The following is a 25,629-nucleotide window of genomic DNA, read 5'->3' as shown; positions in this document are numbered from 1 at the left end:
CGGAGGGTGCCTCAGAAGTCCTCGGCGGCGTACTCCTGCACCGGGTTGACCCGCTTGATCCGGCCGTCGGTGAGCCGCTCGGCGATCTGGAAGGCGAGCTCGAGCGACTGGTTGCGGTTCAGCCGCGGGTCGCACGCCGTCTCGTACCGGTTGGGCAGGTCGGCCTCGGCCAGCGCGTCCGCCACTCCCCCGACGCACTCGGTGACGTCGTCGCCGGTCAGCTCCATGTGGACGCCACCGGGCCACGTGCCCAGCTCCTCGTGCACGTCGAAGAAGCCGTTGACCTCGTCGACCACCTGACTGAAGGCGCGGGTCTTGTAGCCGTTGGCCGCCTCGAAGGTGTTGCCGTGCATCGGGTCGCAGATCCAGGCGACCTTCCGCCCGGTCGCCTCGACGGCCCGCACGATCGGCGGCAGCGCATCGCGCACCTTGCCCGCACCCATCCGCGAGATGATCGTCAGCCGTCCCGGCTCCTGCTCGGGGTCGAGCGCGTCGGCCAGCGCCACGGCGTCCGCGGCGGTGGTCGAGGGGCCCACCTTCACCCCGATCGGGTTGCGCAGGTGCCGCGCGAACTCGACGTGCGCCCCGTCGACCTGCCGGGTGCGCTCGCCGACCCAGATCATGTGGGCCGAGGTGTTGTAGGGGGTCGACGTGCGCGAGTCCACCCGGGTCATCGCATGCTCGTAGGCCAGCACCAGCGCCTCGTGCGAGGAGTAGAAGTCGACGGTGCGGAAGGCCTCCTTGTCGACCCCGCAGGCCACCATGAACGCCAGCGCTCGCTCGATCTCGTCGGCCAGCGCCTCGTAGCGCGCCTCGGCGCCCGAGTTTCGGACGAAGTCGTGGTTCCAGGTGTGCACCGCGCGCAGGTCGGCGAAGCCGCCGGTGACGAAGGCCCGGATCAGGTTCAGCGTGGAGGCCGAATGGTTGTAGACCTCCATCAGCCGGTTCGGGTCGTGCACGCGCGCCTCGGCGCTGAAATCGAGCCCGTTCACGGCGTCCCCGCGGTAGGCGGGCAGGGTCACTCCGCCGCGGGTCTCGACGTCGTTCGACCTCGGCTTGGCGTACTGGCCGGCCAACCGGCCCAGCTTCACCACCGGTACCTGCGCCGCGTAGGTGAGCACCACCGCCATCGACAGCAGCACCCGCAGCTTGCCGCGGATGTCCTGCGCGGTACCGGTCTCGAAGGTCTCGGCGCAGTCGCCGCCCTGCAGGATGAAGGCCCGGCCCGCCGCGGCGTCCGCGATCTTGGACCGGAGTTCGTCGCATTCGCCGGCGAACACCAGCGGCGGACGCTTGCGCAGCTCGGCGATCACCCGGTGCAGTTGCTCGGTGTCGGCATAGCTGGGCTGCTGGACCGGATGGAGGGACTGCAGGCGTTCAAGAGTGGGGATCGGCGTCGACACGCCGGTCAGGATACGCGGTCACGCCCGGTGCCCCGGTCGGGACCCCCGCTGTGGACGCCGCGAACCGGCGAACAGGGTCCACCCGATCGCGTCCGGCGACGCACTCCGGCGGCGTCGGCTCACTGGGCCGGCGGGGCGGCGTCCGGCTCGACGGTGTTGATGCCGGGCCGCTCCAGGATGCGCGCATCGGCCTCGGCCTTGGTCAGCGACCCGGATTTCACCGAGGTGCCGTACGCCTCCACGTAGGTCTGCCCGGACAGCTCCTGGATCGCCGCCATCACCTTGTCGGTCACCCAGCGCAGCACCCGCGGATCGTCGACCCGGTCGTAGAATTCGCTGAACTCCATCGGCCGGCCGACCACCACCACCGGGTGGTCGATCCACGGGATTCCGGCCCGCTTGCTGATCGTGCTGTCCCGCATCGCCACCGGCACGATCGGCACCTTCGCAGCCAGCGCCATCCGGGCGACACCGGTCTTGCCCTTGTACAACCGGCCGTCCGGCGAGCGGGTGCCCTCGGGATAGATGCCCACGCAGCCGCCGTCGGCCAGCACCTCGAGCACGGGCGCCAGACCGTCCAAGGACGCCCGCCCGCCGGATCGGTCCAGCGGCACCTGACCCACCGCCGTGAGGAACCAGGCCACCAGCTTGGAGAACGGGCCGCGATTGCCGGCGAACAGCTCGGCCTTGGCCGGAAAGGTGACCTGGCGGGTGATCATCGCCGGCAGCACCAGGGTGTCGCCGGCGTCGAGGTGGTTGCTGGCCAGGATCACTCCGCCGGTGCTGGGAATGTTCTGCTCGCCCTCGACGCGGGCACCGAACAGGTGCTTGATCACCGGGCGGAACACCACGTTCTTGAACAGGGAGTAGAGCACAGCACCTCCTTGGAGCGCCTTGTGCGCTCACCCTAGAACACCCGCCTGGAGGCAAGTGGCCACGTCCAGGCCGATCGCGGGCTGGCCCTACGATGGCGGCATGCAGGTACACGACTTCGCCGAACCGTTCCGGGCGGACGGCTCGGGCGACGTCGGCGTGCTGTTCCTGCACGGCTTCACCGCCACTCCGTGGACGTTGCGCGAATGGGCCGGCCGCACCGCCGAGGCCGGCTACCGGGTGGCGGTGCCGCGGCTGCCCGGGCACGGCACCAGCTGGCGCGAACTCGAGATCACCGACGGGCGGGACTGGTACGCGGCCGCCGAACGCGCCTTCCTCGACCTGCGCGCACAGTGCGACAGGGTCTTCGTCGCGGGGCTGTCGATGGGGGCCGCACTGGCGCTGCAACTCGCCGAACGGCGTCCGGACGAGGTGGCCGGCCTGGTGCTGGTCAATCCGGCACTGCTGGGCAACCGGCGGCTCGCCCTGGTCCCGCTGGCCAAGCACCTGATCCGCACCACCAACAGCATCGGCAGCGGCATCAACAAGCCCGACGTCACCGAACACAGCTACCCGCGGACGCCGCTGAAGGCGGTGCACGCCATGATGCGGTTGTGGGCTCAGGTCCGGTCCCGGCTCGATCTGGTGTACTGCCCGATCCTGCTCTTCCGCTCGCAGCGCGACCGCGTCGTCCCGGTCAGCTCCGCCGAGCTGGTGCTGCGGCAGGTGTCGTCGGAGCAGATCAGTGAGGTCGTGCTGCCCGACAGCGACCACGTCGCACCACTGGACAACGACGCCGACCTGATCGTGTCCGGCACGCTCGACTTCGTCGCCGGGAACTCGGCCCAATGACCCCGCGGGAGGCCGAGGACGCCCGGTTCCGCGAGTTGATGGAGCGCGAGTTCCCCAGCGGTCTCGTTCCGGGACGGTGGTCGGAGCGCCCTGAACCGCCGGAGGCGCCGGCGGATGCCGACCCGGTCGTCGAGGACGCCGGTGCCGGCCCGTCGGGTCCGGCTCCCGCCGAGCCGTCCGGCGTCGAACCGACCACTCCGCCCGCCTCGACCGCGCAGGACCCCGGCTTCCGCAGCTGGACGCCGGCCGAGGAGCCCGACGAGGAGTTCGTCGCTCCTCCGGCACCGCCGCCCGGACGCTGGACGGCCGCCGGAATCGCCGGTACCGCGGGGGTGGTGCTGCCGCTGCTCCTCGTGCTGCTCACCGCCTTCGGCGTCCAGCTGCCCAAACTGGTGCAGGTGCTCGGCGGGATCGGCTTCTTCGTCGGGGTCGGCCTGCTGCTGTACCGGCTGCGGCAACGGCCGCCGACCGACGGTGACGGCGCCGTGGTCTGAGTCAGTGCAGTGCCCGCAACGCCTCGCGATACCACTGCAGCAACGAATCCTCGGCCAGCGTCGACCTCCCGGCGGACCGTGCCTCCGCCTCGTCGAGCACCACGGGCCAGCCGACCTGGTCGGCCGCTGCCCGCACCGCGACCTGCGCCAGGGCGTACGAGGTCGGGGTCGCCGAGGCCGTCTCGGGCAGCGCCGTCGGCAGGCCCCCGGTCACCGCGGCCCGGGCCAGTTCACGGTCGGTGGCCGCCACCCGGGGAAAGGCCAGGGCGGTGAAAGCCTCGGCGATCCCCTCGGTCAGCCAGCCGGGCGTGCCGCTCAGTCGGGGCGAGCGCATCCAGGCGTGCACGGTTTCGTGGGCGATCAGCGCCTGGTCGTCGTCGGCCTTCTGGGTCACGGTCGGGTTGACCACCACCCGTACCCCGCCGCTGCCTGGATCGCCGGGCACCACCGTCACCGCCGCGCTGGTCCGGACGGCGTCCCCGGCGTAAGCGCGGTAGCCGACCAGGTCCTCCGGGACGACCACCACCACCGGCTTCGCCCAGTCCCGCCCCGCCGGCACCACCGGGGCCAGTGCCTCCAGGGCGCCCTCCGCGGCCCGGGACCAGCGGCGCAGTTGCTGGGCGGTGGGGGCGGCCACGACCAGCGCGTCCGAGGATTGCAGCCCAAGCGGCGGGCCGAGCCACTCGGTGCCCGACGTCGTCGCCACGAGGTTGCCGATCCGATCCTCGAGCAGGGTCGCTCGCGCCTCACTCAGCACCTGCGGCTCGCCGGCAAGGCCCCAGGCGACCCGCAGCACCCCCGCGGCGGTGACGGCGAACGAAGCCGGCGCCCGCGACAGGGTGCTGAACATGCGCTCGCCGAGCGCCTGCGGGCCGGGCTGGGCGGCGAACCGGGCCAGGAATCCGTTCTGATCCTCGGCCGCCAGCCGCTCGGTCAGCGCCCGGGCGTGCTGGTCGAGAGTGGTGTCGCCACCCCCGCACCCACCGAGCAGCAGCAGCGCCGGCGCGGCGAGCAGCAGCGCGCGTCGACCACGGTCAACCGATGACGCGGCGGGCACCCTGATAGGCGGGGTAGGAGGCGAGCTTGGTGATCTCCAGCCCGTCGCGGGGATTGCGCGCGTGGACGAACAGGCCGTTGCCGATGTACATGCCGACGTGGTGGATGGGGTTGTAGAAGAAGAGCAGGTCGCCGGGCTTGAGCGCATCGCGCGACACCGCACGGCCCACGCCGAACTGGGCCCGCGACGAGTGCGGCAACGAGATGCCGACGGTGCGATAGGCGGCCAGCATCAGCCCCGAGCAGTCGAACGAGTTCGGACCCTCCGCGCCCCAGACGTAGCTGCTGCCGGGCACCTTCGCGACCGCGTACTTGACGGCCTTGACCGCGCGTTCGTCGGCCGACCCGCTCGCGTCGACGATCGCCTCCTCGTCGACCGCGGCCCGGTCGGACGCCTGGCGCGACGCGGCCTGTTCGGCGAGCAGCCGCTGCCGCTCCTCCTCGGTCAGCCGGTCGACGAGCTCCTGGCTCTCCTTGGTCTTGGCATCGATCTGTTCCTTGAGCCCTGCCAGCCGCTGTTCCTGGGCGGCGAGCTCGGTGACCTGATCGTCGGCGGCGCGCTTCAACTCGTCGAGGTTGGCCTTCTGGGCCTGGTAATCCTGCAGCACCGAGTTCAGGTTCTGGTCGACCTTGCCCATCGTGGTCAGGTCGGACAGGAACTCGTCGGGATCGGGTGAGGTGATGAGCTGCACCGTGATGTCGACGCCGCGGGTCTGGTAGCGGGTGATCGCCAGCCGCTGGGCCTGGCCGCGCAGGGTGTCGACCTTGGTCTGCTGGGCGGCGATGTCGGCGTCGAGCGTCTTCACCTTCGCCTGGCCGTCGGCCAACTCGAGCCGGGCCTCGGACCACTCCTCGCCGATCTTGCTCTGCTGATCCTCGATCGCCGCGAGCTGTTTCTTGGCGTCGTCGAGAGTCGGGTCGGCGGACGCCGGCAGCGAACCTGCCAACACCACCGCACTGCTCGCCACGGCAACCAGGGCGCCACGTAGGAGTGCGCGCAGACGCACCATCGCCTCCTCGACGAGTCGGGACAAAGGGGTCTCTGCGGGGAAGGCCAGCAGACCGTTCCTAGACAGGTTAAACGACGCCCAGACCTGATACAAACCACTCCTGTCCCCCCTGTGGATGACGGGGCGCGCCGACGGCGCGGACCAGCCGCAGCGGCGGCAACAACCCGGCCGCCGTCATCGCCGTCAGGGCGCTCACCTCGTCGCGGTCGAGTTCGACCACCCCGTCGACGGGCGTCTCGACGCCCTCGTCCGCACCCAGCAGCGCCGTCACCATGCAGTCGCCGCAAGCCGGCCCCCGCACCGCGCAACTCCCGCAATCGATCCTCAACAGGTCCATGCCTGAAGCCTGCCGGCCCCCTCCGACAGTTTTCGTTCAGGCGTTCGACGGCGTGGCCCACGAAAAGCGTCAGTGCCTGCGCCTAGCGTCCGGAGCCATGACGTTGCCACCGAACCAACCCACCATCGACGACCTGGGGACGCCGCTCGCCGCGGTCACCTTCTGCGTCGTCGACCTGGAGACCACCGGTGGCGGCGTCGACGACACCGTGACCGAGATCGGCGCGGTGAAGGTGCAGGGCGGGCGGGTGCTCGGCGAGTTCCAGACCCTGGTGAACCCGCGCACCCACATTCCTCCGCTGATCGCCGTTCTGACCGGCATCACCGACTCGATGGTCGCCGACGCCCCCCGGCTCGGGGCGGTGCTGCCGTCCTTCCTGGAGTTCTCCGCCGGCTGCGTGCTGGTCGCGCACAACGCCGGCTTCGACACCGGCTTCCTCAAGCGCGCCTGCGCACAGCTCGGCTACCCATGGCCGAACCCGGCCGTCGTCGACACCGTCGCCCTGGCCCGGCAGGCGTTGCTGCGCGACGAGGTCCGCAACCACAAGCTCGCCACGCTCGCCCAGCATTTCCGCGCCGAGACCGTCCCCAACCATCGGGCGCTGACCGACGCCCGCGCCACCGTCACGGTGCTGCACGGGCTGCTCGAGCGGGTCGGCAACCTGGGCGTGCGCACCGTCGAGGACCTGCTCGAGTTCACCCGCCGCGTCTCGCCGCAGCGCCGCGCGAAGCGCACCTGGGCGTCCGGCCTGCCCGCATCGCCGGGCGTCTACTGGTTCGTCGCCGACGGCCGCGACCCCGCCGGCCGACCCCGCCGGCAAGTGCTCTACGTCGGCAAGAGCCGCAGCCTGGCCGGCCGGGTTCGCAGCTACTTCACCGCCGCCGAGACCCGGCCGCGGATGGACGAGATGGTCCGGGTCGCCACCGGGGTCGAACATCTGGTGTGCAGCACCGAGTTGCAGGCCGAAGTGCTCGAGCTGCGGCTGATCGCGGCGCACGCGCCGCGCTACAACCGCCGTTCCAAGTTCCCTGAACGCAAGGTGTGGCTGAAACTGACCCGCGAGCCCTTCCCCCGGCTGTCGATCGTGCGCTCGTGTCTCGACGACGGGGCCCACTACTTCGGCCCGTTCGGACGCCGCGCCGCCGCCGAGGCGGTCCAGGCCGCCCTGTACGACGCCTTCCCGATCCGGCAGTGCACCACCCGGCTGTCGGCGAAGAAACCGTCCATCTCGTGCGTGCTGGCCGAACTGGGCCGCTGCTGCGCGCCGTGCGAGCTGGCGGTCACGCCCGACCAGTACGCCGAGGTGGTCGAGCAGGTCCTGGCCAGCCTGACCAGTGACATCCGGCCGGTGCTCACCGCGGCCAGGGGCCGGTTGTCCGGCCTGGTGGCCGGCGAACGGTTCGAAGAGGCCGCGGTGGTGACCGACCGGCTCGCCGGGTTCGCCCGAAGCGCCGTGCGGCACCACCGGATCGCCAGCCTGGCCCGCTGCCCGCAGATCGTGGCCGCCCGGCGGCTGGACGCCGACTGGGAGATCCACGTGGTGCGGCACGGACGGCTGGCGGCCGCCGCCCGGGCTCGTCCCGGCGAGGTACCACAGGCGGTCGCCCGGGCCGCGGTGGCGGCCGCCGATCAGTTCCCGGCGCCGAAGGGTCCGCAACCGTCGGCGATCACGGAAGAGACCGAGCGCATCGCAGCATGGCTGGAGCGTCCCGGCGTGAGGCTGATCGAGATCGAGGGCGAGTGGAGCTGGCCGCTGCACATCGGCCTGGCCGAGGGCGATCTGGCCCGGCACGCCCTGGCGACACCGGCGGTTTAGGATGCGGCCATGATCACCGCGATTGTCTTCGTCGAGGCCGAAGTGGCCCGCATCCCCGAAGTGGCCACCCGGATCGCCGACCTCGCCGGGGTGTCCGAGGTCTACTCGGTGACCGGGGGGATCGACCTGATCGCGTTGATCCGGGTGCGCTCCATCGACGAGGTGGCCGAGGTGGTCGCCGAGAAGGTCAACAAGGTGCCCGGTGTGGTCGACACCCAGACCCACATCGCCTTCCGGACCTACTCATCGCACGACCTGGAGGCGGCGTTCTCGCTGGGGGCCGAGTGAGCGCGCAGCCGGCCACCCGGCGCCGACTCTCCGACCGGACGCTGTGGCTGATCCTGACCGTCGCCGTGCTGGCGCTGGTGGCCGCCGTCGGCTTCGCGCTGTGGATCAATGGCTCCACGCCACTGCACCCGGTGCCGGTCGGCACCAGCCCGAGCGCCTGAGCGCCCGGCCTGCCGGGCTCGCAGCTCCCGGGTCGACGGGGCCGGATCAGCCCACGTCACGCCGGGCGAAGCCGCGAACTCCGCGCAGCCGGCAGGCTCAGGCGATGGTGACGGACTCGATCACGACCGGCTCGACGGGCCGGTCGCCGTAGCCGGTGCGCACCTGGGCGATCTCGTCGACCACCTTCTGGCTGGCCTCGTCGGTCACCTCACCGAAGATCGTGTGCCGCCGGTTCAGGTGCGGCGTCCTGGTCACGGTGATGAAGAACTGGGAGCCGTTGGTGCCGGGGCCGGCGTTGGCCATCGCCAGCAGGTAGGGCCGGTCGAAGCTCAGTTCGGGGTGGAACTCGTCGTCGAAGGTGTAGCCCGGCCCGCCGCGTCCACTGCCCTGCGGGCAGCCGCCCTGGATCATGAAGCCGTCGATGATCCGGTGGAAGGTGAGCCCGTCGTAGAACTTCCCGGTCGTCCGGGCACCCGAAGCGGCGTCGGTGTACTCCTTCGTGCCGTCGGCCAGGCCGACGAAGTTGGCCACCGTCTTGGGGGCCTGGTCGGCGAAGAGGTCGATCACGATGTCCCCGTGATTGGTGTGCAGGGTGGCGGTCTGAGCCACGGTTCATCCTTTCCCCGGTCAGCGGCGCCCTCGCGCACCGACCTGGCGGTTACGGCTGTGCAGTGCCGTCCATCCTGACACACCCGCCCCGCCGACGGCGCCGAGGTCGCCGACCGTGATCGCGGCCGCTGGACAACGGGCTCGGTCGGGCACCGATGCGGGCCCCGTTCGAGCGCCTCGATGCGGGCCACCGGGGGGGTGTCTCAGTGGCCGACGGCGAGGCTGACCCCGAGGGCGATCATCACCGTGGCCACCAGTGCGTCGAAGACGCGCCAGGCGCGTTCGGTGGCCAGCACACCAGCAAGCAGCCGGGCGCCGAGCGCGAGCCCGACGAACCACAGCACGCTGGCGGTGGCAGCACCAGCGGCGAAGGCCCACCGGGCCTCACCGTGCGAGTTGGCCACCGTTCCGAGCAGGAAGACCGTGTCGAGGTAGACGTGCGGGTTGAGCCAAGTCAGCGCCAGCACAGTGAGCACCACCGGCGCCGCACGGGTCACGGGCGCCGTCGCCACCCCCGCCTTCTGCCCCCTCGGGTCGGAAGCCTTCCCCGACCCGGTCCACTGACGGGGGTGGTCGACGCCCCGGCCGGCGGGCTCAACGGCCGCGGACAGCGTGGCGTCCTGACCCCGCAGCGCGCGCCGGGCGGCCAGCGCGCCGTAGCCGACGAGGAAGACCGCCCCCACCCAGCGCACCGCGTCGAACAGCCACGGTAGGGCCCTCACCAGCAGCCCGACGCCGGTGACGCCGAGCACGATCAGCAGCGCGTCGGAGAGCGCACAGATCGCGGCGGTGAGCAGCACACGATCGCGGCGCAGCCCCTGCCGCAGCACGAACAGGTTCTGTGCTCCGATGGCGACGATCAGTGAGAAACCGAGACCGAGGCCGGCCAGGAACGAGAGCACGCGTCGACCATAGAAGGGAACCGATGCACAGTCCAGCTAATGATTCTTCAGGAGCATTAGCATTGCTTACTATGCGCATTTCGCTCGACCAGGCCGAAACCCTCGCAGCGATCGTCGTCGAAGGCACGCTCGAGGCGGCCGCCGCCCGGCTGCACCTCACCCCCAGCGCCGTCAGCCAGCGGCTGAAGGCCCTCGAACGCCAGCTGGGTCAGGTGCTGCTGGTGCGCAGCAAACCGGCCCGCCCCACCGCGGCCGGACGAGCCGTGGTCAGGCTGGCCCGGCAGGTGCTGCTGCTCGAGCACGACACCCTGCGCGACCTGGGGGCAACCGACTCGGTCGGCCCGGTCAGCGTTCCCCTGGCGGTGAACGCCGACTCGCTGGCCACCTGGTTCCTGGCGCCGCTGACCCGACTGGCCGGCACCCTGCCGGTGCTCTTCGATCTGCACCGCGACGACCAGGACTTCACCGCCGGGCTGCTCGAGTCGGGCACCGTGATGGCCGCGGTCACCTCGCGGGCCGAACCAGTCGCGGGTTGCCGGGTGATACCGCTCGGACTGATGCGGTATCGCGCTGTCGCCGAGCCCGCCTTCGTCAGGCGCTGGTTGCCCGACGGCGCGGTGGCCGGGGACCTGGCCCGCGCCCCTGTGGTCGACTTCGATCGCCGCGACGACCTGCAGACCGGCTGGCTGCAGGCTCGCGGTGTCGACCCGGCGCTGCCGCCGCGCAGTTTCGTGCCCGCCTCGAGCGACTTCGCCCGTGCTGTGCTGGGCGGGCTGGGCTGGGGGCTGCTGCCGCCCTTCCAGTCGGCGGCGGCGCTGGCGTCCGGCGAACTGGTCGACCTCGGCGACCCCAGCATCGACGTGTCGCTGTACTGGCAGCAGTGGAACCTTCGTTCCACCGTGCTGGACGCCGTCGCCGAGGCCGTCATCGACGAGGCACGTCGGGTGCTGAAGCAGCCCTGAGGGCGGATCGGGTGCCGCCGCAGATCCGGCCTCACCCGTCGGAGTGGGACGAAAGCTTCACCCGTAGGAGTGGGATAAGGCTGCATCCCTGTTCGGTGGAATCGACGGCCGGGTACTTTGGGGGGACGCGGTACAGCCGCGACCAACCAACCACTGGAGGAACAGTGAAGCGAAAGAAGCTGCTGAAGGCCGCCGAATCGGCCGCCGACTCAGCCGCAGACTCCGGCAAGGCAGTTTTCGACGAGGCGGTGCAGCGGATCACCCCCTTGGTCGAGCAGGCCGGCGATTACGTCGACGAGGCGCGCAAGCGCGGTGTCGAGTTCGCCGCCGATGCCTACGACCGGGTCCAGCCGGCCCTCGAAACGGCCCGCAAGCGCGGCACCGACTTCGCCACGGACACCTACGAGCGGCTCGAGCCGGCGCTCAGGGACGCCTACGACCGCGTCGAGCCGTCCTTCAAGGAGGCGGGCCGGTTCGCCAACGATGCGTTCGGTCGCGTCCAGCCGACGCTGAAGAAGGCCACCAAGCAGGGCGCGAAGCTCGCCGCCGAGACTCTCGACCGCGTGCACCCCGCGCTGGACGACGCCCTCGACAAGGTGACTCCGGCGATCGACAGCGCGATCAAGAAGGTCCGCCCAGTGGTCGACGACACCCTCGAGCGGGTGGCTCCGACCGTCGACGTCGCCCGCGACAAGGTGCAGAACGACTTCCTGCCCTGGCTGGGCGCCGCCCTGTACAAGGCGGCCGACCTGGTCAAGGACGAGTTGCCTGAGCCGAAGAAGAAGCGCAGCGTAGCCAAGACGATCAGCCTGATCGCCCTGGCGGGCGCCGTCCTGGCGGGCGTGGTGTACGCGGTGCGCCGGCTGCTGGGCTCCCCCGACGCCGGCTGGGAGACGCATGAGCCGTCGCGGCCCTACGTGGCCGACCCCGTCGCCGATGTGGTCAACAAGGTCAAGGACGAAGCCTCCGACGCCGTGGACAACGCCAAGAAGGCGGCAGCCGCCGCCGGTGAGGCCGTGGCCGACAAGGCCGAGGAGGTGAAGGACGCCGTGACCGACAAGGCCGAGGACCTGTCCGAGGGCGCCGCGAAGGTGGCCGACGACGTGCAGGACGCCGGCGCTGAGGCGCTGGAGAAGTCCGAGGACGCGATCGACGACGCCAAGAAGGCCGCGGCCGCGGCCGCCGAGGACGTCCAGGAGACCGCCTCCGAGGTTGCCGGCGACGCCGCCGACGCGGTCGACGACGCCAAGGACACGGCCGCCGACGCCGCCGACAAGGCGTCCGATGCGGTCGACAAGGCCACCGACGCCGCCACGAAGGACGACAAGGGTGATGCCGCCCCTTTAGCTGAAAGCCCCTACGGCGAGGGTTCGTACGTGGGGGCCGAGCCGCCCGAGGGCTATGACATCAAGGGCAATGAGCGCTCGATGAAGTACCACCTGCGGGGCTCCGGCGGGTACGAGCGGACGATCACCGACGTGTGGTTCAGCTCCACCGAGGCCGCCGAGGCCGCAGGGTTCGTGCGCGCGCAACGCTGACCCCTTCAGCCACTTTCGGGGGTGGCCGCCAGTCCGGCGGCCACCCCCGAACTGTGTCCGGGGCTGAATGTTTCAAGAAATTTCGGGTCGCCACTCACAAAACACCCCTCGAAAAGTGCTTTCTAGGGCGTGAGAGCCCTTTCCTCCCTGAACAGGCGCGACCAGTGGGTCGACGCCGCCCCTTTCCGTGCCCACGTTCGGCACGCCGTCTCCGTCGCCGACGTGCCCTGGCAGGTGCTCGCGGTCGTCAGCGGGGTGCCGCTGCCGGCCGTCCGCAGCCTGCTGTTCGGACGCTCGGGACGCCCCCTGCCGCGGATCGAGCCGCGGCTGGCGACCCGGCTGCTCCGGGTCAGCGGCACCCACCTGCAGGCGCTCAGCACGCTCAGGGTCGGCGCCCACGACACCAGCGAGTTGCTCCGCGAGGCTCTGGTCGCGGGTGTCGAACCGCTGCGACTGGCCCGCTGGTGCCGGTTGACGCCCACCGAACTCGCCCTGCTCGTCGACGGCGAGGCGACAGCGTGCTCCCGGCTCACCGAGGCGCTGGCCCGGGCCGCCCACCGGCGCGTGTGTGACGGCGCCGAGCCGATGCATCGGTTTGCGGCCTAGGCTGCCGGCCATGGACTGGGCCCTGCCGGCGGCGGCGCTGGCCGCCGTCGCCGTCGCGCTCGGCACGCCGGCGTTGCTGCGGGCGTTGCCGCCACCGCACGCCGACCCGGCCGAGCAGACCGGCCCGGTCGGCGAGGCGGGACCATACCGCCCGCTCGCCACCGGCCGGTTCGCGCTCGCCGTGGGCGTCGGGGTCGCCGGCGCAGGCGCCCTCGCGGTCACCCTGGCACCCACCGTGTCGCCGGCCTTCGCCGGGCTGGCCACGCTCGGGGTGCTCTCGGCGGCGATCGATGCCCGCACCGGCTACCTGCCCCGGATGCTCGCCCGGGCAGCGTGGGCGCTGACCGCGGCCGGGCTACTCGCCTGCCTGCCGCTGGCCGGCCCTGGGCCGCTGCTGCCCGCCGTCGCCGGCGCCGCAGCCACTACCGCGCTGTTCTGGGCGTTCTGGCGCTGGGGCGGCGGCTTCGGTTTCGGCGACGTCAGGCTGGCGCCGGTGATCGGGGCCGCCTCGGCCGCCGTCAGCTGGACGACGCTGGCCGTGGCCCTGTTCCTGGGCGGCCTGCTCGGCGTCGCCTGGGGGCTGGCCTGGCGGGCCACCGGTCGCGGCCGGTCGTTCCCGTACGGACCGGCGCTCGTGGCCGGCCCGTTCCTCGCTCTGATCGCCCGTGCCATGTATTGACGCCGCCGGTGCGACGGGAAGGGTCAGGACGCCGGCGCGTGCCGGCTGCTGGCGTCCACCCAGGTGTCCAGCGTGGCCGCTGCCGCGCCCGAGTCGATCGCCTGCTGCGCCGCGGCCACCTGCTCGGCCAGTTGATCGGTGAGCCCGGCCTCCAGGTCAGGGCCGTGGTAGGCCAGCAGCGCAGCGGCCGCGTTGAGCACCACGATGTCGCGCACGGGGCCGGCCTGGCCGGCCAGCGTGCGGCGCACCACCGCGGCGTTGTGCGCGGCGTCCCCACCGACGAGATCGTCGCGGCCGGCCCGAGCCAGCCCGAGCCTGCCCGGGTCGAGGCGTGTGGTGACGATCCGACCGTCCCGGATCAGCCAGACGTCGGACGTCGTGGTGGTGGTCAGCTCGTCGAGCCCGTCGTCGCCGTGGAAGACCAGCCCGCGGGTGCCGCGTCCGGCCAACACCCCCGCGACCAACCCCGCCATCCGGGCGTCGGCGATGCCCACCGCCTGGGCGCTCGGCCGCGCCGGGTTCGCCAGCGGGCCGAGGAAGTTGAACGGCGTCTGGATGCCGAGCTCGCGCCGGGCCGTCGCCGCGAACCGCAGCGACGGGTGGTACAGCGGCGCGAACAGGAACACGATGCCGGCCTCGGCGAGCACGGCCGGCTGGTGTTCGGGCGCCACGGTCAGCGCTACACCGAGCGCCTCGAGGCAGTCCGCGGTACCACAGGCCGACGACGCGGCCCGGTTGCCGTGCTTGACCACCCGGGCGCCGGCACCGGCGGCCACGATCGCCGCCATGGTGGACACGTTGACCGTGTTGGCCCGGTCGCCCCCGGAACCGACCACGTCGACGGCCTCGGTCTCGACCCTGATCGACGTGGCGCGATCGAGCATCGACGCGGCCAGCCCGGTGATCTCGTCGACGGTCTCGCCCTTGGCCCGCAACGCGACCAGGAAGCCGGCGAGTTGCACGGGGGTGGCATTGCCGGCCAGGACCTCGTCCATCGCCCAGGCCGCCGTGCCGGCGCTCAGGTCCTCGCCGGCGATCAGCCCGGTGAGCACATCGGGCCAGGTGTGCGGCACGCTGTCAGACCGCCTGACTCAGCCGAGCGCGGAGCAACTCGGCGACGGCGGCGGGCAGCCGAACGGGATCGACGGGGTACGACGACACCGCGTCGGCCCGCGACCAGGTGGCCAACCACGAGTCCGCGACCCGGATGATCAGCACCAGCGCGGGCGGGCACTCGGGCACCTCATCCTTCAGCTGCTTGCACAGGCCCATCCCGCCCGACGGCGTGGCCTCACCATCGAGGATGAGCAGGTCGAGGTCTCCGGCGTCCACGGCGGCCAGCACGGCGGGCTGGGTGGCGGCCTCATAGACCTCGATCGGCGGCAGGTCGGACGCCACGCTGCGGCCGAGCACCAGCCGCACCTGCTCACGGACCGTCCGGTCGTCGGAGTAGAGCAGGATCCTGGCGGTGTCGTGGCTCATGCGCATTCCTCGTCTGCGGACCCGGGGTACGGGCTTTTCGTCTGCATGCTACCGCGCCGTCGCCGCAGCCCGGGCGCCCTGCCGGGATGCGAGGGCGGCGACCGGCCGGGGTCGCGGCGTCGACCCCTGCGCGGCGGTCGCGGCCGACGGCCGGGCTGGTCACAACTATGTGACGGCACGCGAATCAACCCTTGTCAAAGGGTGACCAAACGGGTTCTACCAAGCATAATGACCGGGTGACCCACTCTCACTCGAGCGCGACGGCGGCGATGCCGCACGGTGCGGTGCATCCCATCGCACCGTCCCGACTGCACCCCGCCAAGGGCAGGCCCGACATGGTCGCCATCGGCACCTGGATCTGGCTCGCCTCCGACCTGATGTTCTTCGCGGCGTTGTTCGCGGCCTACTTCAACCTGCGCTCGATCACCAACGCCGCCGCGGCCGAAGCGAATACCCAGTCGCTGTGGGAATGGGGCACCGCCCACTTCAACATGCCGTTCGCCGTGGCCAACACGCTGATCCTGATCCTGTCGTCGGTGACCTGCCAGATGGGCGTGTGGAAGGCCGAGCGCGGCCAGGTCGGTCGCACCGGCTCGCTGCTTCAGGTGGGTCAGTGGGGGCTGCGCGAGTGGTACATCCTGACCTTCGTGATGGGCGCCATCTTCATCGGTGGCCAGGCCACCGAGTACGCCACCCTGGCGTCGGAGGGCTTCACCATCTCGACCAACGCCTACACCTCGGCCTTCTTCCTGGCCACGGGCTTCCACGGTCTGCACGTGACCGGCGGGCTGATCGCCTTCCTGTTCATGCTGGGCCGCACCTACATGACCCGCACCTTCACCCATGAGCAGGCCGTGCACGCGGTCGTGACGTCCTACTACTGGCACTTCGTCGACGCGATCTGGATCATCCTGTTCGGCGTCATCTACATCCTGCGCTGAGCAACCACGACCGAGGAGGAACCCCCGTGCGTTTCCTGACCGCCAAGCGGCGAGGACGGGCCGTGAGGCCCGCGCTGCTGGTTACGGCCCTGTTGTTGATGGGCGCGCTGTACGCCGCCGTCGCACCGGCCGCCCGAGTGTCGGCCGACACCGGCAACAGCCAGCAGGTCGCCGAGGGCAAGGCGCTGTTCCAGGTCACCTGTTCGTCCTGCCATGGAATGAACGGCGAGGGGACGGGCCAGGGCCCGTCCCTGGTCGGCGTCGGCGCCGCCGCGGTCGACTTCCAGGTCAGCACCGGCCGGATGCCGATGGCGAACCCCGGAGCCCAGGCCCCGCGCAAGCAGAACACCTACACCGACGAGGAGATAGCGGCGCTCGCGGCCTTCGTGGCGACGCTGGCCCCCGGCCCGGCGATACCCACCGAGGAGCAGTACAGCGGCGAGGGCCTCAGTGCCGAGCAACTCGCCAAGGGCGGCGAACTGTTCCGCACCAACTGCTCGGCCTGCCACAACTTCGAGGGCGCCGGCGGCGCCCTGCCCAACGGCAAGTACGCCCCCAGCCTGGTCGGCGTCAGCGGCAAGCACATCTGGGAAGCGATGCGCACCGGGCCGCAGCAGATGCCGGTGTTCAGCTCCGGTGTGGTGGTCGACGACGACGTCCGCGCGATCGTCGGCTACCTGGAGACCCTGCACGCCCAGCCGAGCGGCGGCCTGACCTTCGGCGCGCTTGGGCCGGTGGCCGAGGGCCTGTTCGCCTGGATCATCGGCATCGGCGGGCTGTGCCTGATCGCCGTCTGGATCGCAGCGAAGGGAGCTCGCGCACGATGAGCATCGAAACCCACAAGCCCGAGGGCACCGACCTCGAGCGGTTCCCGGTTCCCGATCCGGGCATCGAGGAGCACATCGAGCGCTGGACCGACGCGGACGCCGACGCCGGCAACCGGGCCTACCGTCAGGTGCTGATGATGCTGGGCGCCGTTCCGGTGCTGGCCATCGTGTTCGTCGTGCTGTACTTCGCGCTGCCCCGCAACTCCTTCGTCGACATCTTCGGCATGGAGTTCGACGCCACCACCTTCCTGCTCGGCCTGACCGGTGGGCTCGCCACGCTGCTGATCGGCATCGCGTGCATCCACTGGGCCAAGACGATCATGGGCGACGAGGAGATCGCCGAGGACCGGCACGCGGCGGCGTCCCCGCCCGAGGCCCGCGAGGTGTTCGCCGCCGAGTTCGCCAAGGGTGCCGAGCAGTCGGGTCTTGGCCGCCGCAAGCTGATCGGCGGCGCGCTGGGCGGAGCGCTCGGCGTCATCGCCGTCCCCGCCGTGGTGCTGCTGGCCGACATGGGCCCGTGGCCGACGTCCGCCGTCCGCAAGGAGACCATCGAACGGACGATCTGGGCCGAGGGCGTCAAGCTCGTCAACGACATCACCCGACGGCCGATCCGGGCCTCCGAGATGGAGATCGGCCAGCTGGTCAACGCCCAGCCGGAGAACCTGTGGGAGCACCACGGGGCCGACTTCCAGGTCGAGAAGGCGAAGTCGTCGATCATCATCGTCCGGATGGACCCGTCGCGGATCAAGATCCCGGAGTCGCGGCAGGACTGGCAGGTGGGCGGCATCCTGTGCTATTCGAAGATCTGCACCCACGTCGGCTGCCCGATCAGCCTGTGGGAGCAGCAGACCCACCATCTGCTGTGCCCCTGCCACCAGTCCACCTTCGATCTGGGCGATTCCGGCCTGGTCGTGTTCGGTCCCGCTGCCCGGGCACTGCCCCAGCTGCCGATCACCACCGACGCCGACGGCTACCTGATCGCCCGCAGCGACTTCACCGTTCCGGTGGGGCCGAGCTTCTTCGAGCGCGACTCCAACGGCGACTTCAAGGAAGGTGATCGGTGATGGCCAAGCCCGCCGAAGTCTCCACCGAATCACCGGTGCTCGAAACCGAACGGCCGCCGCAGCAGGCGTCCCTGCCCAAGGGCGTCACGGGGCTGGCCACCTGGGCCGACGATCGGCTCGGCCTGGCTTCGCTGCTGAAGAAGAACCTGCGCAAGGTCTTCCCCGACCACTGGTCCTTCCTGCTCGGTGAGATCGCGCTGTACTCCTTCATCGTCCTGCTGCTGACCGGCGTCTTCCTGACCATCTGGTTCAAGCCGTCGATGGCCGAGATCGAGTACCAGGGCAGCTACCAGCTGATGCGCGGCCTGCCGATGTCGGAGGCTTTCGCCTCGACCCTGGCACTGTCGTTCGACATCCGCGGCGGCCTGTTGGTGCGGCAGATCCACCACTGGGCGGCGATGCTGTTCGTCGCGGCGATGACCGTGCACATGCTGCGCATCTTCTTCACCGGTGCGTTCCGCAAGCCGCGCGAGCTGAACTGGCTGATCGGCGTCGGGCTGTTCTCGATTTCGCTGATCGAGGGCTTCGCCGGCTACTCGCTGCCCGACGACCTGCTGTCCGGAACCGGCCTGCGGTTCGTCGACGGCCTGATCCGCTCGATCCCGCTGGTCGGCACCTGGGTGGAGTTCTTCGCCTTCGGCGGCGAGTTCCCGGGCGAGCTGATCATTCCACGGCTATACATGGTGCACATCCTGCTGGTCCCCGGGCTGCTGCTCGGCCTGATCGCGGCGCACCTGGCCCTGGTCGTGTATCACAAGCACACCCACTACCCGGGCCCGGGCCGCAAGGACGGCAACGTGGTGGGGTACCCGCTGTTCCCGGTGTACACGGCCAAGGCCGGTGGCTTCTTCTTCGTGGTGTTCGGGGTGTCGATCCTGATGGGCGCCACGATGCAGATCAACCCGGTGTGGAACTTCGGTCCGTACAACCCGGCCCAGGTCACCGCCGGCTCGCAGCCGGACTGGTACATGGGCTGGGTCGAGGGCGCCATCCGGATCATGCCGAACTGGGAGTGGCACCTGGGGTCGACCACCTGGTCGTGGAACGTCTTCCTGCCAGGCGTCGGGCTGATGACGGCGCTGTTCGTCCTGCTCGGCCTCTACCCGTTCGTCGAAGCGTGGATCACCGGCGACAAGTCCGAGCATCACGTGCTCGACCGGCCCCGCAACGCCCCGACCCGCACCGCGCTGGGCGTGGCCGGGATGACCTGCTACGCGATGTTCTGGCTGTCCGGCGGCAACGACATCCTCGCCACCCAGTTCAAGTTGTCGCTGAACGCGGTCACCGAGTTCATGCGGGTGGCCGTGTTCGTCGCCCCGGTGATCGCCTTCATCGTCACCAAGCGGATCTGCATCTCGCTGCAGCGGGCGGACACCGAACGCGTCCTGCACGGCAGCGAGACCGGAATCATCGAACGGGCTCCCGATGGCGGCTACTCCGAGCCGCACAAGCCGATCAGCATCGACGAGAAGTTCACCCTGACCCAGCACAAGCAGCTCAAGGAGCTCACCAGTGCTCCCGCCACCGACAGCCACGGCGTCGCCGAGCAGGGCGCGGGTGTCGGGCGGCTGCGGGCACTGCTGTCACGGTGGTACCTCGCCGGCGTCATCACCAAGCCCACCGCCGAAGAGATCGTCGAGGCCGACCACCACGCCAACGGTCACGAACTCGAGGAGGGGCACCGGCACGACGACGGCGACGTGCCGGCCGATCCCGCAGGGCGCGAGGTCACCCACTGAGTTCGCCGAGTCACCACTGACGAGTGCCGCCGGGAAGACCCGGCGGCACTCGTCATGTCCGGCCTGTACCATTCCGGCGTGCGTTTCCTGAATCCCAAACCCTCCTACGACCTCACCTACGACGACGTGTTCATGACGCCGCGCCGCTCGTCGGTGACGTCGCGGCTCGACGTCGACCTGACCAGCACCGATGCGCTGCGGCTGCCGCTGCCCCTGGTGGTGGCCAACATGACCGCCATCTCCGGACGCCGGATGGCCGAGACGGTGGCCCGGCGAGGCGGGGCGGCGATCATTCCGCAGGACCTGCCGACCGGCATCGTCGCCGAGACCATCGCGAAGGTGAAGGCGGCGCACCCCGCGTTCGACACCGCGGTGCACGTCTCGCCCAGCACCACCGTCGGCGAGGCGCTGAACCTGCTGCCGAAGCGAGCGCACAAGCTCGTCGTCGTGGTCGACGACGACGGCGCGCCGGTCGGCCTGCTCGGGCCGTCGGAGGCGTCCGGCCTGGACCGCTTCGTGCAGGTACACGAGGCGATGTCGACCGACCTCACCATCGTGTCGCCGGACACTTCCCCCGCCGAGGTGTTCGAGCTGCTGAGCGGCAACCGGCACCGGGTGGCGCTGGCCGTGGACGCCGGCCGACTGGTGGGCCTGATGACTCCCAAGGGTGCGCTGCGGGCCACGCTGTACACCCCCGCCCTGGACGCCGGGGGGCGGCTCAAGGTCGGGGCGGCGGTCGGCATCTCCAAGGACGTCGAGCGCCGCGCCTGCGAGTTGCTGGACGCCGGCGCCGACGTGCTGGTGATGGACACCGCCCACGGCCACCAGGAACGGATGATCGAAGGGTTGGCGCGGGTCCGGGCGATGCTCGACGACCGGGGCAGCGAGGTTCCGATCGTGGCCGGCAACGTGGTCACCGCCGAGGGCACCGCGGACCTGATCGAGGCCGGCGCCGACGTGGTGAAGGTCGGGGTCGGCCCCGGCGCGATGTGCACCACCCGGATGCAGACCGGGGTGGGGCGTCCGCAGTTCTCCGCGGTGCTGGAGTGCGCCGCCGAGGCCCGGGAATCGGGCCGGGCGATCTGGGCCGACGGCGGCGTCCGGCACCCCCGTGACGTGGCCCTGGCGTTGGCTGCGGGCGCCGGCGCGGTGATGATCGGGTCGTGGTTCGCGGGTACGCACGAGTCGGCCGGCGACCTGGTCACCGATCATGACGGGCGCCCCTACAAGGAGTCGTTCGGGATGGCGTCCGCACGGGCGGTGCGGGCCCGCACCGCGCAGCAGTCCCGCTACGAGCGAGCCCGGGCCGCCCTTTTCGAAGAGGGCATCTCGCAGTCGCGGATGTACCTCGACCCGGAACGGCCGGGGGTGGAGGACCTGATCGACTTCATCACCTCCGGGGTGCGCTCGTCGTGCACCTACGCGGGAGCGCGCACCCTGCACGAGTTCGCCGAGAACGCCACCGTCGGCATCCAGTCGGCGTCCGGCTTCAACGAGGGACGTCCGCTGCACGTCAGCTGGTGAGGCTGTTTCCGGGTGCGGGGCAGCACTAGCCCAGCAGGTCGTCCAGGCCTTGGCCGACCGCCTCGTACACCCCGGCTCGGCGCAGGCCGGCGAGCAGTTGCTCGTTCTGTCCGCCCGGGGTGGCGTGCTGCCCGGCCAGCTCGTCGAAGGCGGACGCCGTGGCCAGGTCGGCCGCCGCGCCGGTGAACACCGCCCCGACCAGTCGCCGCGCCTGCCCGGCGTCGACCCCGCGTCCGGCCAGCCACTCGACGATCGTGGTCAGGTAGGCGAAGTGGGCGGCCACGGTGGCGCTGGCCGCGGAGGCCGCCTCCAGCTGGGCCTCGGTGCCGAGCGGGACGGTCGATCCGAGCTCGGCGAAGGTGGCCTCGGCGGCGCTGCCGGCCGGGTAGACCGGGGTGAGCCCGGCGCGCTCGGCGACCGAGACCGCCGGGATGGCCCGCGAGATCTCGGCCACCGGGCCTACCATGTCCCGCAACTCGGCGACGCTCAGCGACGGCATCACACCGATCACCCGCTGCCGGGGCCTGAACGTCAGCCCCTTCAGCACCTCGGGGGCGTCGGCGGCCCGCAGGCACAGCAGCACCACGTCGGCGTCCGTCACGGCCTCCTGGTTGTCGGCCCGAGGAGGTCGCATGAGGGTACTGGAAGAACTTCGCCACCGGCTCAGCCCCGCCGGCCGGCCACACCTTCAGACCGCCCGCCCTCGACGGGCTCACCACCAGGGTGGACAGTTGCACCGCCACCGCCGTGGCCGGGATGCCGCAGCCGGCGGAGGTACCGCCTTGGCCCGAGAAACCGGAGCTGCCCACCACATACGATGCGCAGGCGATGAGACATGGACGCTCCCGGCGGACGGTCGCGCGGCTCCCTGCCGCTCAGTAATCAGCATGTCCCGTGCGGGGCCCGGGCGGGATCCGCACAAGTACGCGTACCGCTCAGTGTTGGTAGTCGCCGCGGTAGAACTCGAACACCCAGCCGCTGAGCGCCCAGATGCCCAGGCAGACGGCCAGGATGCTGATCCACCAGCCGAAGACCGGCCCGAGCGTCAGCAACTGCACGGTGATCGCCACCCAGAACGGCCAGATGCTCTTGGGCGGGAAGAAGCCCATCGCACCCGCACCCTCGACGATCTCGGCGTCCTTGCGGTCCTCGACCCGCTCGTCCATCTTGCGGGCGAGCACGAACAGATAGACACCGACCATGCCGAACAGCAGGAACGACATGACGAGCGCGACCGTACCGATGATCTCGTGCGACATGAACCAGTAGATCGGCGACACGATCGCGAGGAAGATCGCGATCGCGGTGAACATCCAGCCCTCGACCTTCATCGGTTCACTCCCCCTTGGAATTCTCGATGGACGACGGCTCGCCCGTTCGCGTGCCGGCGCTGCCGGTGATCAGGGCGTCCAGCTCTTCGGCCCGGTCGACGCTGTGGATCTCAGGATGGTGCAGGTCGAAGGCCGGCGCTTCGGACCGGATCCGCGGCAGCGAGGTGAAGTTGTGTCGCGGCGGCGGGCACGACGTGGCCCACTCCAGCGAGCGGCCCCAACCCCACGGGTCGTCGGTCTTGACCAGGGGGGCGTTGCGCGAGATCCAGATGTTCCAGAAGAACGGCAGCATCGACACCCCGAGCAGGAACGCGCCGGCGGTGGAGACCTGGTTGAGGAACTGGAACCCCTCCTGGGGCAGGTAGTCGGCGATCCGGCGCTGCATGCCCTCGATGCCGAGCCAGTGCTGCACCAGGAAGGTGAGGTGGAAGCCGAAGAACAGCGTCCAGAAGTGGACCTTGCCCCAGCGCTCGTCGAGCATCCGGCCGGTCAGTTTCGGCCACCAGAAGTAGAAGCCGGCGAACATGGCGAACACGACGGTGCCGAACACCACGTAGTGGAAGTGCGCCACCACGAAGTAGGTGTCGGAGACGTGGAAGTCCAGGGGCGGACTGGCAAGGATGACACCGGTCAGGCCACCGAACAGGAAGGTGGTCAGGAAGCCGATCGCCCAGATCATCGGCGTGTCGAAACTGATGGACCCGCCCCACATGGTGCCGATCCAGTTGAAGAACTTCACCCCGGTCGGTACCGCGATCAGGAACGTCATGAACGAGAAGAACGGCAGGTTCACCGCACCGGTGACGAACATGTGGTGCGCCCACACGGCGATGCTGAGCCCGCCGATGGCGAGGGTGGCGGCGACCAGCCCCACGTAGCCGAAGATGGGCTTGCGGCTGAACACCGGCAGCACCTCGGTGATGATGCCGAAGAACGGCAGGGCGATGATGTAGACCTCGGGGTGGCCGAAGAACCAGAACAGGTGCTGCCACAGCACGGCTCCACCGACGGCCGGGTCGAGGATGTGCGTTCCGAGGCGTCGGTCCGCCTCGAGCACCAGCAGGCCGGCGGCGAGCACCGGGAACACCAGCAGCACCAGCAGCGAGGTGACGAAGATGTTCCAGGTGAAGATCGGCATCCGGAACATGGTCAGGCCGGGCGCCCGCATGCACAGGATGGTGGTGACGAAGTTGACCGCGCCCAGAATGGTTGACAGGCCCATCACGTACAGCCCCATGATCCACAGGTCGCCGCCGACGCCGGGCGAGTTGATGGCGTCCGACAGCGGGGCGTAGGCGAACCAGCCGAACGCCGCCGCGCCCTCGGGCGACAGGAAGCCGGAGCAGGCGGTCACCGAGCCGAACAGGTACAACCAGTAGCTGAACATGTTCATCCGCGGGAAGGCGACGTCGGGGGCGCCGATCTGCAGCGGCATCACCGCGTTCGCGAACGCCGCGAACATCGGCGTCGCGAACATCAGCAGCATGATCGTGCCGTGCATCGTGAAGAACTGGTTGAAGGTCTCGTAGTGCAGGTACTGCAGGCCCGGCCAGGCTAGTTCGGCACGGATCGCCAACGCCAACAGGCCGCCGAAGCCGAAGAAGGCGAAGGCGGTGACGAAGTACATGTTCGCGATGACCTTGTGGTCGGTCGAGGTGAGCAGGGTCATCGCCCGGGCGCCCCAGTTCGAGCGGCGGGCCGCCCGGCGCTCGGCCGAGTCCAGGGTGACGCGTGCGACGCTCATCGGTCGTGCTCCTCGTTGGAGGGGGCGGAGGGAACAGTGTTCGGCCAATCGGGGGCGGTCAACTCCCCCGTCTGGCCCTTGTCGGCCAGACCCTTCAGGTAGGCGTTGTACTCGTCGACGCTCACCACGTGCACGTTGAACAGCATCGCCGCGTGGTAGGTGCCGCAGAGTTCAGCGCACTTGCCGAGGAACGTGCCCTCACGGTTCGGCACCACGTCGAACGAGTTCGGGTGCCCGGGGATCACGTCCTGCTTGAAGTAGAACTCGGGGATCCAGAAGGAGTGGATCACGTCCGCGGACTTCAGGTTGAACCGCACCGGCTCGTTGACCGGCAGGTAGAGGTCGGGAAGCCGTTCGACGGTGCCGGCTTCGTGCACGATGGTGCCGACGGCCGGATTCTGAGCCTCCATGTAGTTGAAGGTCCACGACCACTTCTGCCCGATCACATTGATCGTGTGCAGGTTGCCGCCAGTCTGCTTGGCCAGCACGTTGTCCTGCGCGCGCACGGTGAAGAAGAACAGCACGCCGATGATCAGGAAGGGCACAAGCGTGTACAGGATCTCCATCGGCAGGTTGTAACGGGTCTGCCGCGGCACCTCGGTGTCGCTGCGCCGCCGGTAGCGGAACATGCACCAGAAGATGAGCCCCCAGACGAAGACGCCGATGATCAGCGAGGCGACCCAGGCGCCGTCCCACAGCTGACCGATCCAGGGCGCCTGCTCGCTGGCAGCCACCGGCATGCCCCAGCGGCCCCACTGGTCGATCGTCTCCTGGCTGCACCCGGCCAGGGCCAGCGCCGCCAGGGCGCCGCCGCCCAATGCCAGCAGCCGCCTGGGCTGTGTGCCGTTCTTCTGCACGGGGTTCCGCCTTCCCACGACGAATGCCTCGACGCCCCCGACGGGGCGCCACGGACCATCCGGATCGTCAGATTCCTAGGCGCTCACCCTAACCCAAAAGCACAACGGGACGCCCCCTCGGGGCGTCCCGTTTTGTGGCCTTTTCCGGATTGTTACCCGTAGTGAGCGGTAGCGAGCCGATCAGTGGAAGCTGTCGCCGCAGGCGCACGAGCCCTGCGCGTTGGGGTTGTCGATGGTGAAGCCCTGAGCCTCGATGGTGTCGACGAAGTCGATGGTCGCGCCGCTCAGGTAGGGGGCGGACATCCGGTCGGTGACGACCGGTACGCCGAACCATTCCTTCACCACGTCGCCCTCGAGTTCACGCTCGTCGAGGGAGAGCTGGTAGCGCAGGCCGGAGCAGCCACCGGGGGCCACTGAGATGCGCAGGACCAGGCCCTCCTCCTCCTGCTGCGAGACCAGGTCCTTGACCTTGGTCGCGGCAGCCTCGGTGAGGGTGATGCCGTCGGTGCCGAGCTGCTGGTCGATGGACATGT

28 protein-coding genes are annotated in these 25,629 nt (G+C 70.3%); 14 read left to right on the top strand and 14 right to left on the bottom strand.

What is annotated here, in order from left to right:
• Positions 1-11: 11 nt before the first annotated feature.
• Complete coding sequence (locus OIE40_RS02395) at positions 12-1,403, bottom strand: class II 3-deoxy-7-phosphoheptulonate synthase (RefSeq protein WP_264699555.1); 1,392 nt, start codon at positions 1,401-1,403, stop codon at positions 12-14.
• A 119-nt stretch (positions 1,404-1,522) separates the two neighbouring features.
• On the bottom strand, positions 1,523-2,278 hold the full coding sequence (locus tag OIE40_RS02390; protein WP_264699553.1) for a lysophospholipid acyltransferase family protein: 756 nt from the start codon (positions 2,276-2,278) through the stop codon (positions 1,523-1,525).
• A gap of 100 nt (positions 2,279-2,378) precedes the next feature.
• Here OIE40_RS02390 and OIE40_RS02385 point away from each other — a divergent pair, with 100 nt between their 5' ends.
• Together OIE40_RS02385 and OIE40_RS02380 are read left to right on the top strand one after the other, a co-directional pair.
• Complete coding sequence (locus tag OIE40_RS02385; RefSeq protein ID WP_264699551.1) at positions 2,379-3,128, top strand: alpha/beta hydrolase; 750 nt, start codon at positions 2,379-2,381, stop codon at positions 3,126-3,128.
• Positions 3,125-3,622, top strand: coding sequence for a hypothetical protein (locus OIE40_RS02380; protein ID WP_264699550.1), 498 nt, complete (start codon positions 3,125-3,127; stop codon positions 3,620-3,622). The genes OIE40_RS02385 and OIE40_RS02380 overlap by 4 nt, the downstream gene beginning before the upstream one ends.
• A gap of 1 nt (position 3,623) precedes the next feature.
• On the opposite strand, the gene OIE40_RS02375 is transcribed toward OIE40_RS02380, so the two are convergent.
• The 3 genes from OIE40_RS02375 to OIE40_RS02365 form a co-directional block, all read right to left on the bottom strand.
• On the bottom strand, positions 3,624-4,679 hold the full coding sequence (locus OIE40_RS02375; RefSeq protein WP_264699548.1) for a hypothetical protein: 1,056 nt from the start codon (positions 4,677-4,679) through the stop codon (positions 3,624-3,626).
• Complete coding sequence (locus OIE40_RS02370; protein WP_264699546.1) at positions 4,657-5,688, bottom strand: C40 family peptidase; 1,032 nt, start codon at positions 5,686-5,688, stop codon at positions 4,657-4,659. Before OIE40_RS02370 ends, OIE40_RS02375 begins: the two co-directional genes overlap by 23 nt.
• A 67-nt stretch (positions 5,689-5,755) precedes the next feature.
• Positions 5,756-6,025 (bottom strand): hypothetical protein, encoded by a 270-nt coding sequence (locus OIE40_RS02365; protein WP_264699544.1) that lies wholly within the window; start codon positions 6,023-6,025, stop codon positions 5,756-5,758.
• Between the two features lie 97 nt (positions 6,026-6,122).
• Between OIE40_RS02365 and OIE40_RS02360 the strand changes: the two genes are divergently transcribed.
• From OIE40_RS02360 to OIE40_RS02350, 3 genes are read left to right on the top strand one after another with little or no spacing between them, the layout of a single operon-like run.
• On the top strand, positions 6,123-7,841 hold the full coding sequence (locus OIE40_RS02360) for a DEDD exonuclease domain-containing protein (protein WP_264699543.1): 1,719 nt from the start codon (positions 6,123-6,125) through the stop codon (positions 7,839-7,841).
• Between the two features lie 9 nt (positions 7,842-7,850).
• Entirely contained in the window at positions 7,851-8,129 is a 279-nt protein-coding gene (locus tag OIE40_RS02355; protein ID WP_264699541.1) for an Lrp/AsnC family transcriptional regulator, read from the top strand.
• The gene (locus OIE40_RS02350; RefSeq protein ID WP_264699540.1) at positions 8,126-8,290 is read left to right on the top strand and encodes a hypothetical protein; all 165 of its coding nucleotides are present in this window, start codon (positions 8,126-8,128) and stop codon (positions 8,288-8,290) included. Before OIE40_RS02355 ends, OIE40_RS02350 begins: the two co-directional genes overlap by 4 nt.
• Before the next feature lie 97 nt (positions 8,291-8,387).
• Here OIE40_RS02350 and OIE40_RS02345 read toward each other — a convergent pair whose 3' ends face one another.
• Both OIE40_RS02345 and OIE40_RS02340 read right to left on the bottom strand, forming a co-directional pair.
• A complete protein-coding gene (locus OIE40_RS02345; RefSeq protein WP_264699538.1) occupies positions 8,388-8,900 on the bottom strand; it encodes a peptidylprolyl isomerase in 513 nt (170 codons plus the stop codon).
• A gap of 203 nt (positions 8,901-9,103) precedes the next feature.
• Positions 9,104-9,802 (bottom strand): LysE/ArgO family amino acid transporter, encoded by a 699-nt coding sequence (locus OIE40_RS02340; RefSeq protein ID WP_264699536.1) that lies wholly within the window; start codon positions 9,800-9,802, stop codon positions 9,104-9,106.
• 71 nt (positions 9,803-9,873) lie between these two features.
• On the opposite strand from OIE40_RS02340, the gene OIE40_RS02335 reads away from it, so the two are divergent.
• The 4 genes from OIE40_RS02335 (at position 9,874) to OIE40_RS02320 (ending at position 13,587) form a co-directional block, all read left to right on the top strand.
• The gene (locus OIE40_RS02335; protein WP_264699534.1) at positions 9,874-10,764 is read left to right on the top strand and encodes a LysR family transcriptional regulator ArgP; all 891 of its coding nucleotides are present in this window, start codon (positions 9,874-9,876) and stop codon (positions 10,762-10,764) included.
• A 164-nt stretch (positions 10,765-10,928) separates the two neighbouring features.
• Complete coding sequence (locus OIE40_RS02330) at positions 10,929-12,302, top strand: sunset domain-containing protein (RefSeq protein ID WP_264699532.1); 1,374 nt, start codon at positions 10,929-10,931, stop codon at positions 12,300-12,302.
• 129 nt (positions 12,303-12,431) lie between these two features.
• A complete protein-coding gene (locus OIE40_RS02325; RefSeq protein WP_264699530.1) occupies positions 12,432-12,908 on the top strand; it encodes a hypothetical protein in 477 nt (158 codons plus the stop codon).
• Positions 12,909-12,918: 10 nt separating this feature from the next.
• Complete coding sequence (locus tag OIE40_RS02320; RefSeq protein WP_264699529.1) at positions 12,919-13,587, top strand: prepilin peptidase; 669 nt, start codon at positions 12,919-12,921, stop codon at positions 13,585-13,587.
• Between the two features lie 23 nt (positions 13,588-13,610).
• Here OIE40_RS02320 and trpD read toward each other — a convergent pair whose 3' ends face one another.
• A complete protein-coding gene (trpD, locus tag OIE40_RS02315) occupies positions 13,611-14,660 on the bottom strand; it encodes an anthranilate phosphoribosyltransferase (RefSeq protein ID WP_264699528.1) in 1,050 nt (349 codons plus the stop codon).
• Positions 14,661-14,664: 4 nt separating this feature from the next.
• Entirely contained in the window at positions 14,665-15,069 is a 405-nt protein-coding gene (locus tag OIE40_RS02310) for a DNA-binding transcriptional response regulator (protein ID WP_264699526.1), read from the bottom strand.
• A gap of 236 nt (positions 15,070-15,305) precedes the next feature.
• Between OIE40_RS02310 and ctaE the strand changes: the two genes are divergently transcribed.
• The 5 genes from ctaE to OIE40_RS02285 are packed head-to-tail and all read left to right on the top strand — an operon-like array spanning position 15,306 to position 21,164.
• Complete coding sequence (ctaE, locus tag OIE40_RS02305; RefSeq protein WP_483403790.1) at positions 15,306-16,010, top strand: aa3-type cytochrome oxidase subunit III; 705 nt, start codon at positions 15,306-15,308, stop codon at positions 16,008-16,010.
• Between the two features lie 26 nt (positions 16,011-16,036).
• Positions 16,037-16,837, top strand: coding sequence for a cytochrome bc1 complex diheme cytochrome c subunit (gene qcrC / locus OIE40_RS02300; protein WP_264699524.1), 801 nt, complete (start codon positions 16,037-16,039; stop codon positions 16,835-16,837).
• On the top strand, positions 16,804-17,901 hold the full coding sequence (qcrA, locus tag OIE40_RS02295) for a cytochrome bc1 complex Rieske iron-sulfur subunit (RefSeq protein ID WP_413774459.1): 1,098 nt from the start codon (positions 16,804-16,806) through the stop codon (positions 17,899-17,901). Before qcrC ends, qcrA begins: the two co-directional genes overlap by 34 nt.
• Positions 17,901-19,640 (top strand): cytochrome bc1 complex cytochrome b subunit, encoded by a 1,740-nt coding sequence (qcrB, locus tag OIE40_RS02290; RefSeq protein WP_264699520.1) that lies wholly within the window; start codon positions 17,901-17,903, stop codon positions 19,638-19,640. Before qcrA ends, qcrB begins: the two co-directional genes overlap by 1 nt.
• A gap of 54 nt (positions 19,641-19,694) precedes the next feature.
• Positions 19,695-21,164 carry a GuaB1 family IMP dehydrogenase-related protein gene (locus OIE40_RS02285; RefSeq protein ID WP_264699518.1) on the top strand — a complete coding sequence of 490 codons (1,470 nt, stop codon included), beginning with the start codon at positions 19,695-19,697 and terminating at the stop codon, positions 21,162-21,164.
• 25 nt (positions 21,165-21,189) lie between these two features.
• On the opposite strand, the gene OIE40_RS02280 is transcribed toward OIE40_RS02285, so the two are convergent.
• The 5 genes from OIE40_RS02280 to OIE40_RS02260 all read right to left on the bottom strand — a co-directional run bounded on the left by OIE40_RS02280 (position 21,190) and on the right by OIE40_RS02260 (position 25,627).
• Positions 21,190-21,798: a pyrroline-5-carboxylate reductase dimerization domain-containing protein gene (locus tag OIE40_RS02280; protein WP_264699516.1), complete on the bottom strand. Its 609-nt coding sequence runs from the start codon at positions 21,796-21,798 to the stop codon at positions 21,190-21,192.
• A gap of 301 nt (positions 21,799-22,099) precedes the next feature.
• Positions 22,100-22,495, bottom strand: coding sequence for a cytochrome c oxidase subunit 4 (locus OIE40_RS02275; RefSeq protein ID WP_264699514.1), 396 nt, complete (start codon positions 22,493-22,495; stop codon positions 22,100-22,102).
• Between the two features lie 4 nt (positions 22,496-22,499).
• Complete coding sequence (ctaD, locus tag OIE40_RS02270) at positions 22,500-24,164, bottom strand: aa3-type cytochrome oxidase subunit I (RefSeq protein WP_413774458.1); 1,665 nt, start codon at positions 24,162-24,164, stop codon at positions 22,500-22,502.
• 71 nt (positions 24,165-24,235) lie between these two features.
• Positions 24,236-25,096: an aa3-type cytochrome oxidase subunit II gene (gene ctaC, locus OIE40_RS02265; RefSeq protein WP_483403789.1), complete on the bottom strand. Its 861-nt coding sequence runs from the start codon at positions 25,094-25,096 to the stop codon at positions 24,236-24,238.
• A gap of 180 nt (positions 25,097-25,276) precedes the next feature.
• A complete protein-coding gene (locus OIE40_RS02260) occupies positions 25,277-25,627 on the bottom strand; it encodes a HesB/IscA family protein (protein WP_264699510.1) in 351 nt (116 codons plus the stop codon).
• Positions 25,628-25,629: the final 2 nt, after the last annotated feature.

The organism is Micropruina sonneratiae, assembly GCF_025972045.1.
In the GTDB taxonomy this organism is placed as follows: Bacteria; Actinomycetota; Actinomycetes; order Propionibacteriales; family Propionibacteriaceae; genus Micropruina; species Micropruina sonneratiae.
Note: the sequence above shows the minus strand (reverse complement) of the source record. Positions and strands in the feature narration are given on the sequence as shown.

Excerpts from the sequence above, each read along its gene's own strand:
- OIE40_RS02385 (WP_264699551.1), top strand. The coding sequence starts at position 2,379 with ATGCAGGTACACGACTTCGCCGAACCGTTCCGGGCGGACGGCTCGGGC.
- OIE40_RS02380 (WP_264699550.1), top strand. The coding sequence starts at position 3,125 with ATGACCCCGCGGGAGGCCGAGGACGCCCGGTTCCGCGAGTTGATGGAG.
- OIE40_RS02370 (WP_264699546.1), bottom strand. The coding sequence starts at position 5,688 with ATGGTGCGTCTGCGCGCACTCCTACGTGGCGCCCTGGTTGCCGTGGCG.
- OIE40_RS02365 (WP_264699544.1), bottom strand. The coding sequence starts at position 6,025 with ATGGACCTGTTGAGGATCGATTGCGGGAGTTGCGCGGTGCGGGGGCCG.
- OIE40_RS02360 (WP_264699543.1), top strand. The coding sequence starts at position 6,123 with ATGACGTTGCCACCGAACCAACCCACCATCGACGACCTGGGGACGCCG.
- OIE40_RS02355 (WP_264699541.1), top strand. The coding sequence starts at position 7,851 with ATGATCACCGCGATTGTCTTCGTCGAGGCCGAAGTGGCCCGCATCCCC.
- OIE40_RS02335 (WP_264699534.1), top strand. The coding sequence starts at position 9,874 with ATGCGCATTTCGCTCGACCAGGCCGAAACCCTCGCAGCGATCGTCGTC.
- OIE40_RS02320 (WP_264699529.1), top strand. The coding sequence starts at position 12,919 with ATGGACTGGGCCCTGCCGGCGGCGGCGCTGGCCGCCGTCGCCGTCGCG.
- OIE40_RS02310 (WP_264699526.1), bottom strand. The coding sequence starts at position 15,069 with ATGAGCCACGACACCGCCAGGATCCTGCTCTACTCCGACGACCGGACG.
- qcrB (WP_264699520.1), top strand. The coding sequence starts at position 17,901 with ATGGCCAAGCCCGCCGAAGTCTCCACCGAATCACCGGTGCTCGAAACC.
- OIE40_RS02285 (WP_264699518.1), top strand. The coding sequence starts at position 19,695 with ATGTCCGGCCTGTACCATTCCGGCGTGCGTTTCCTGAATCCCAAACCC.
- OIE40_RS02280 (WP_264699516.1), bottom strand. The coding sequence starts at position 21,798 with ATGCGACCTCCTCGGGCCGACAACCAGGAGGCCGTGACGGACGCCGAC.
- OIE40_RS02275 (WP_264699514.1), bottom strand. The coding sequence starts at position 22,495 with ATGAAGGTCGAGGGCTGGATGTTCACCGCGATCGCGATCTTCCTCGCG.
- ctaD (WP_413774458.1), bottom strand. The coding sequence starts at position 24,164 with ATGACCCTGCTCACCTCGACCGACCACAAGGTCATCGCGAACATGTAC.
- OIE40_RS02260 (WP_264699510.1), bottom strand. The coding sequence starts at position 25,627 with ATGTCCATCGACCAGCAGCTCGGCACCGACGGCATCACCCTCACCGAG.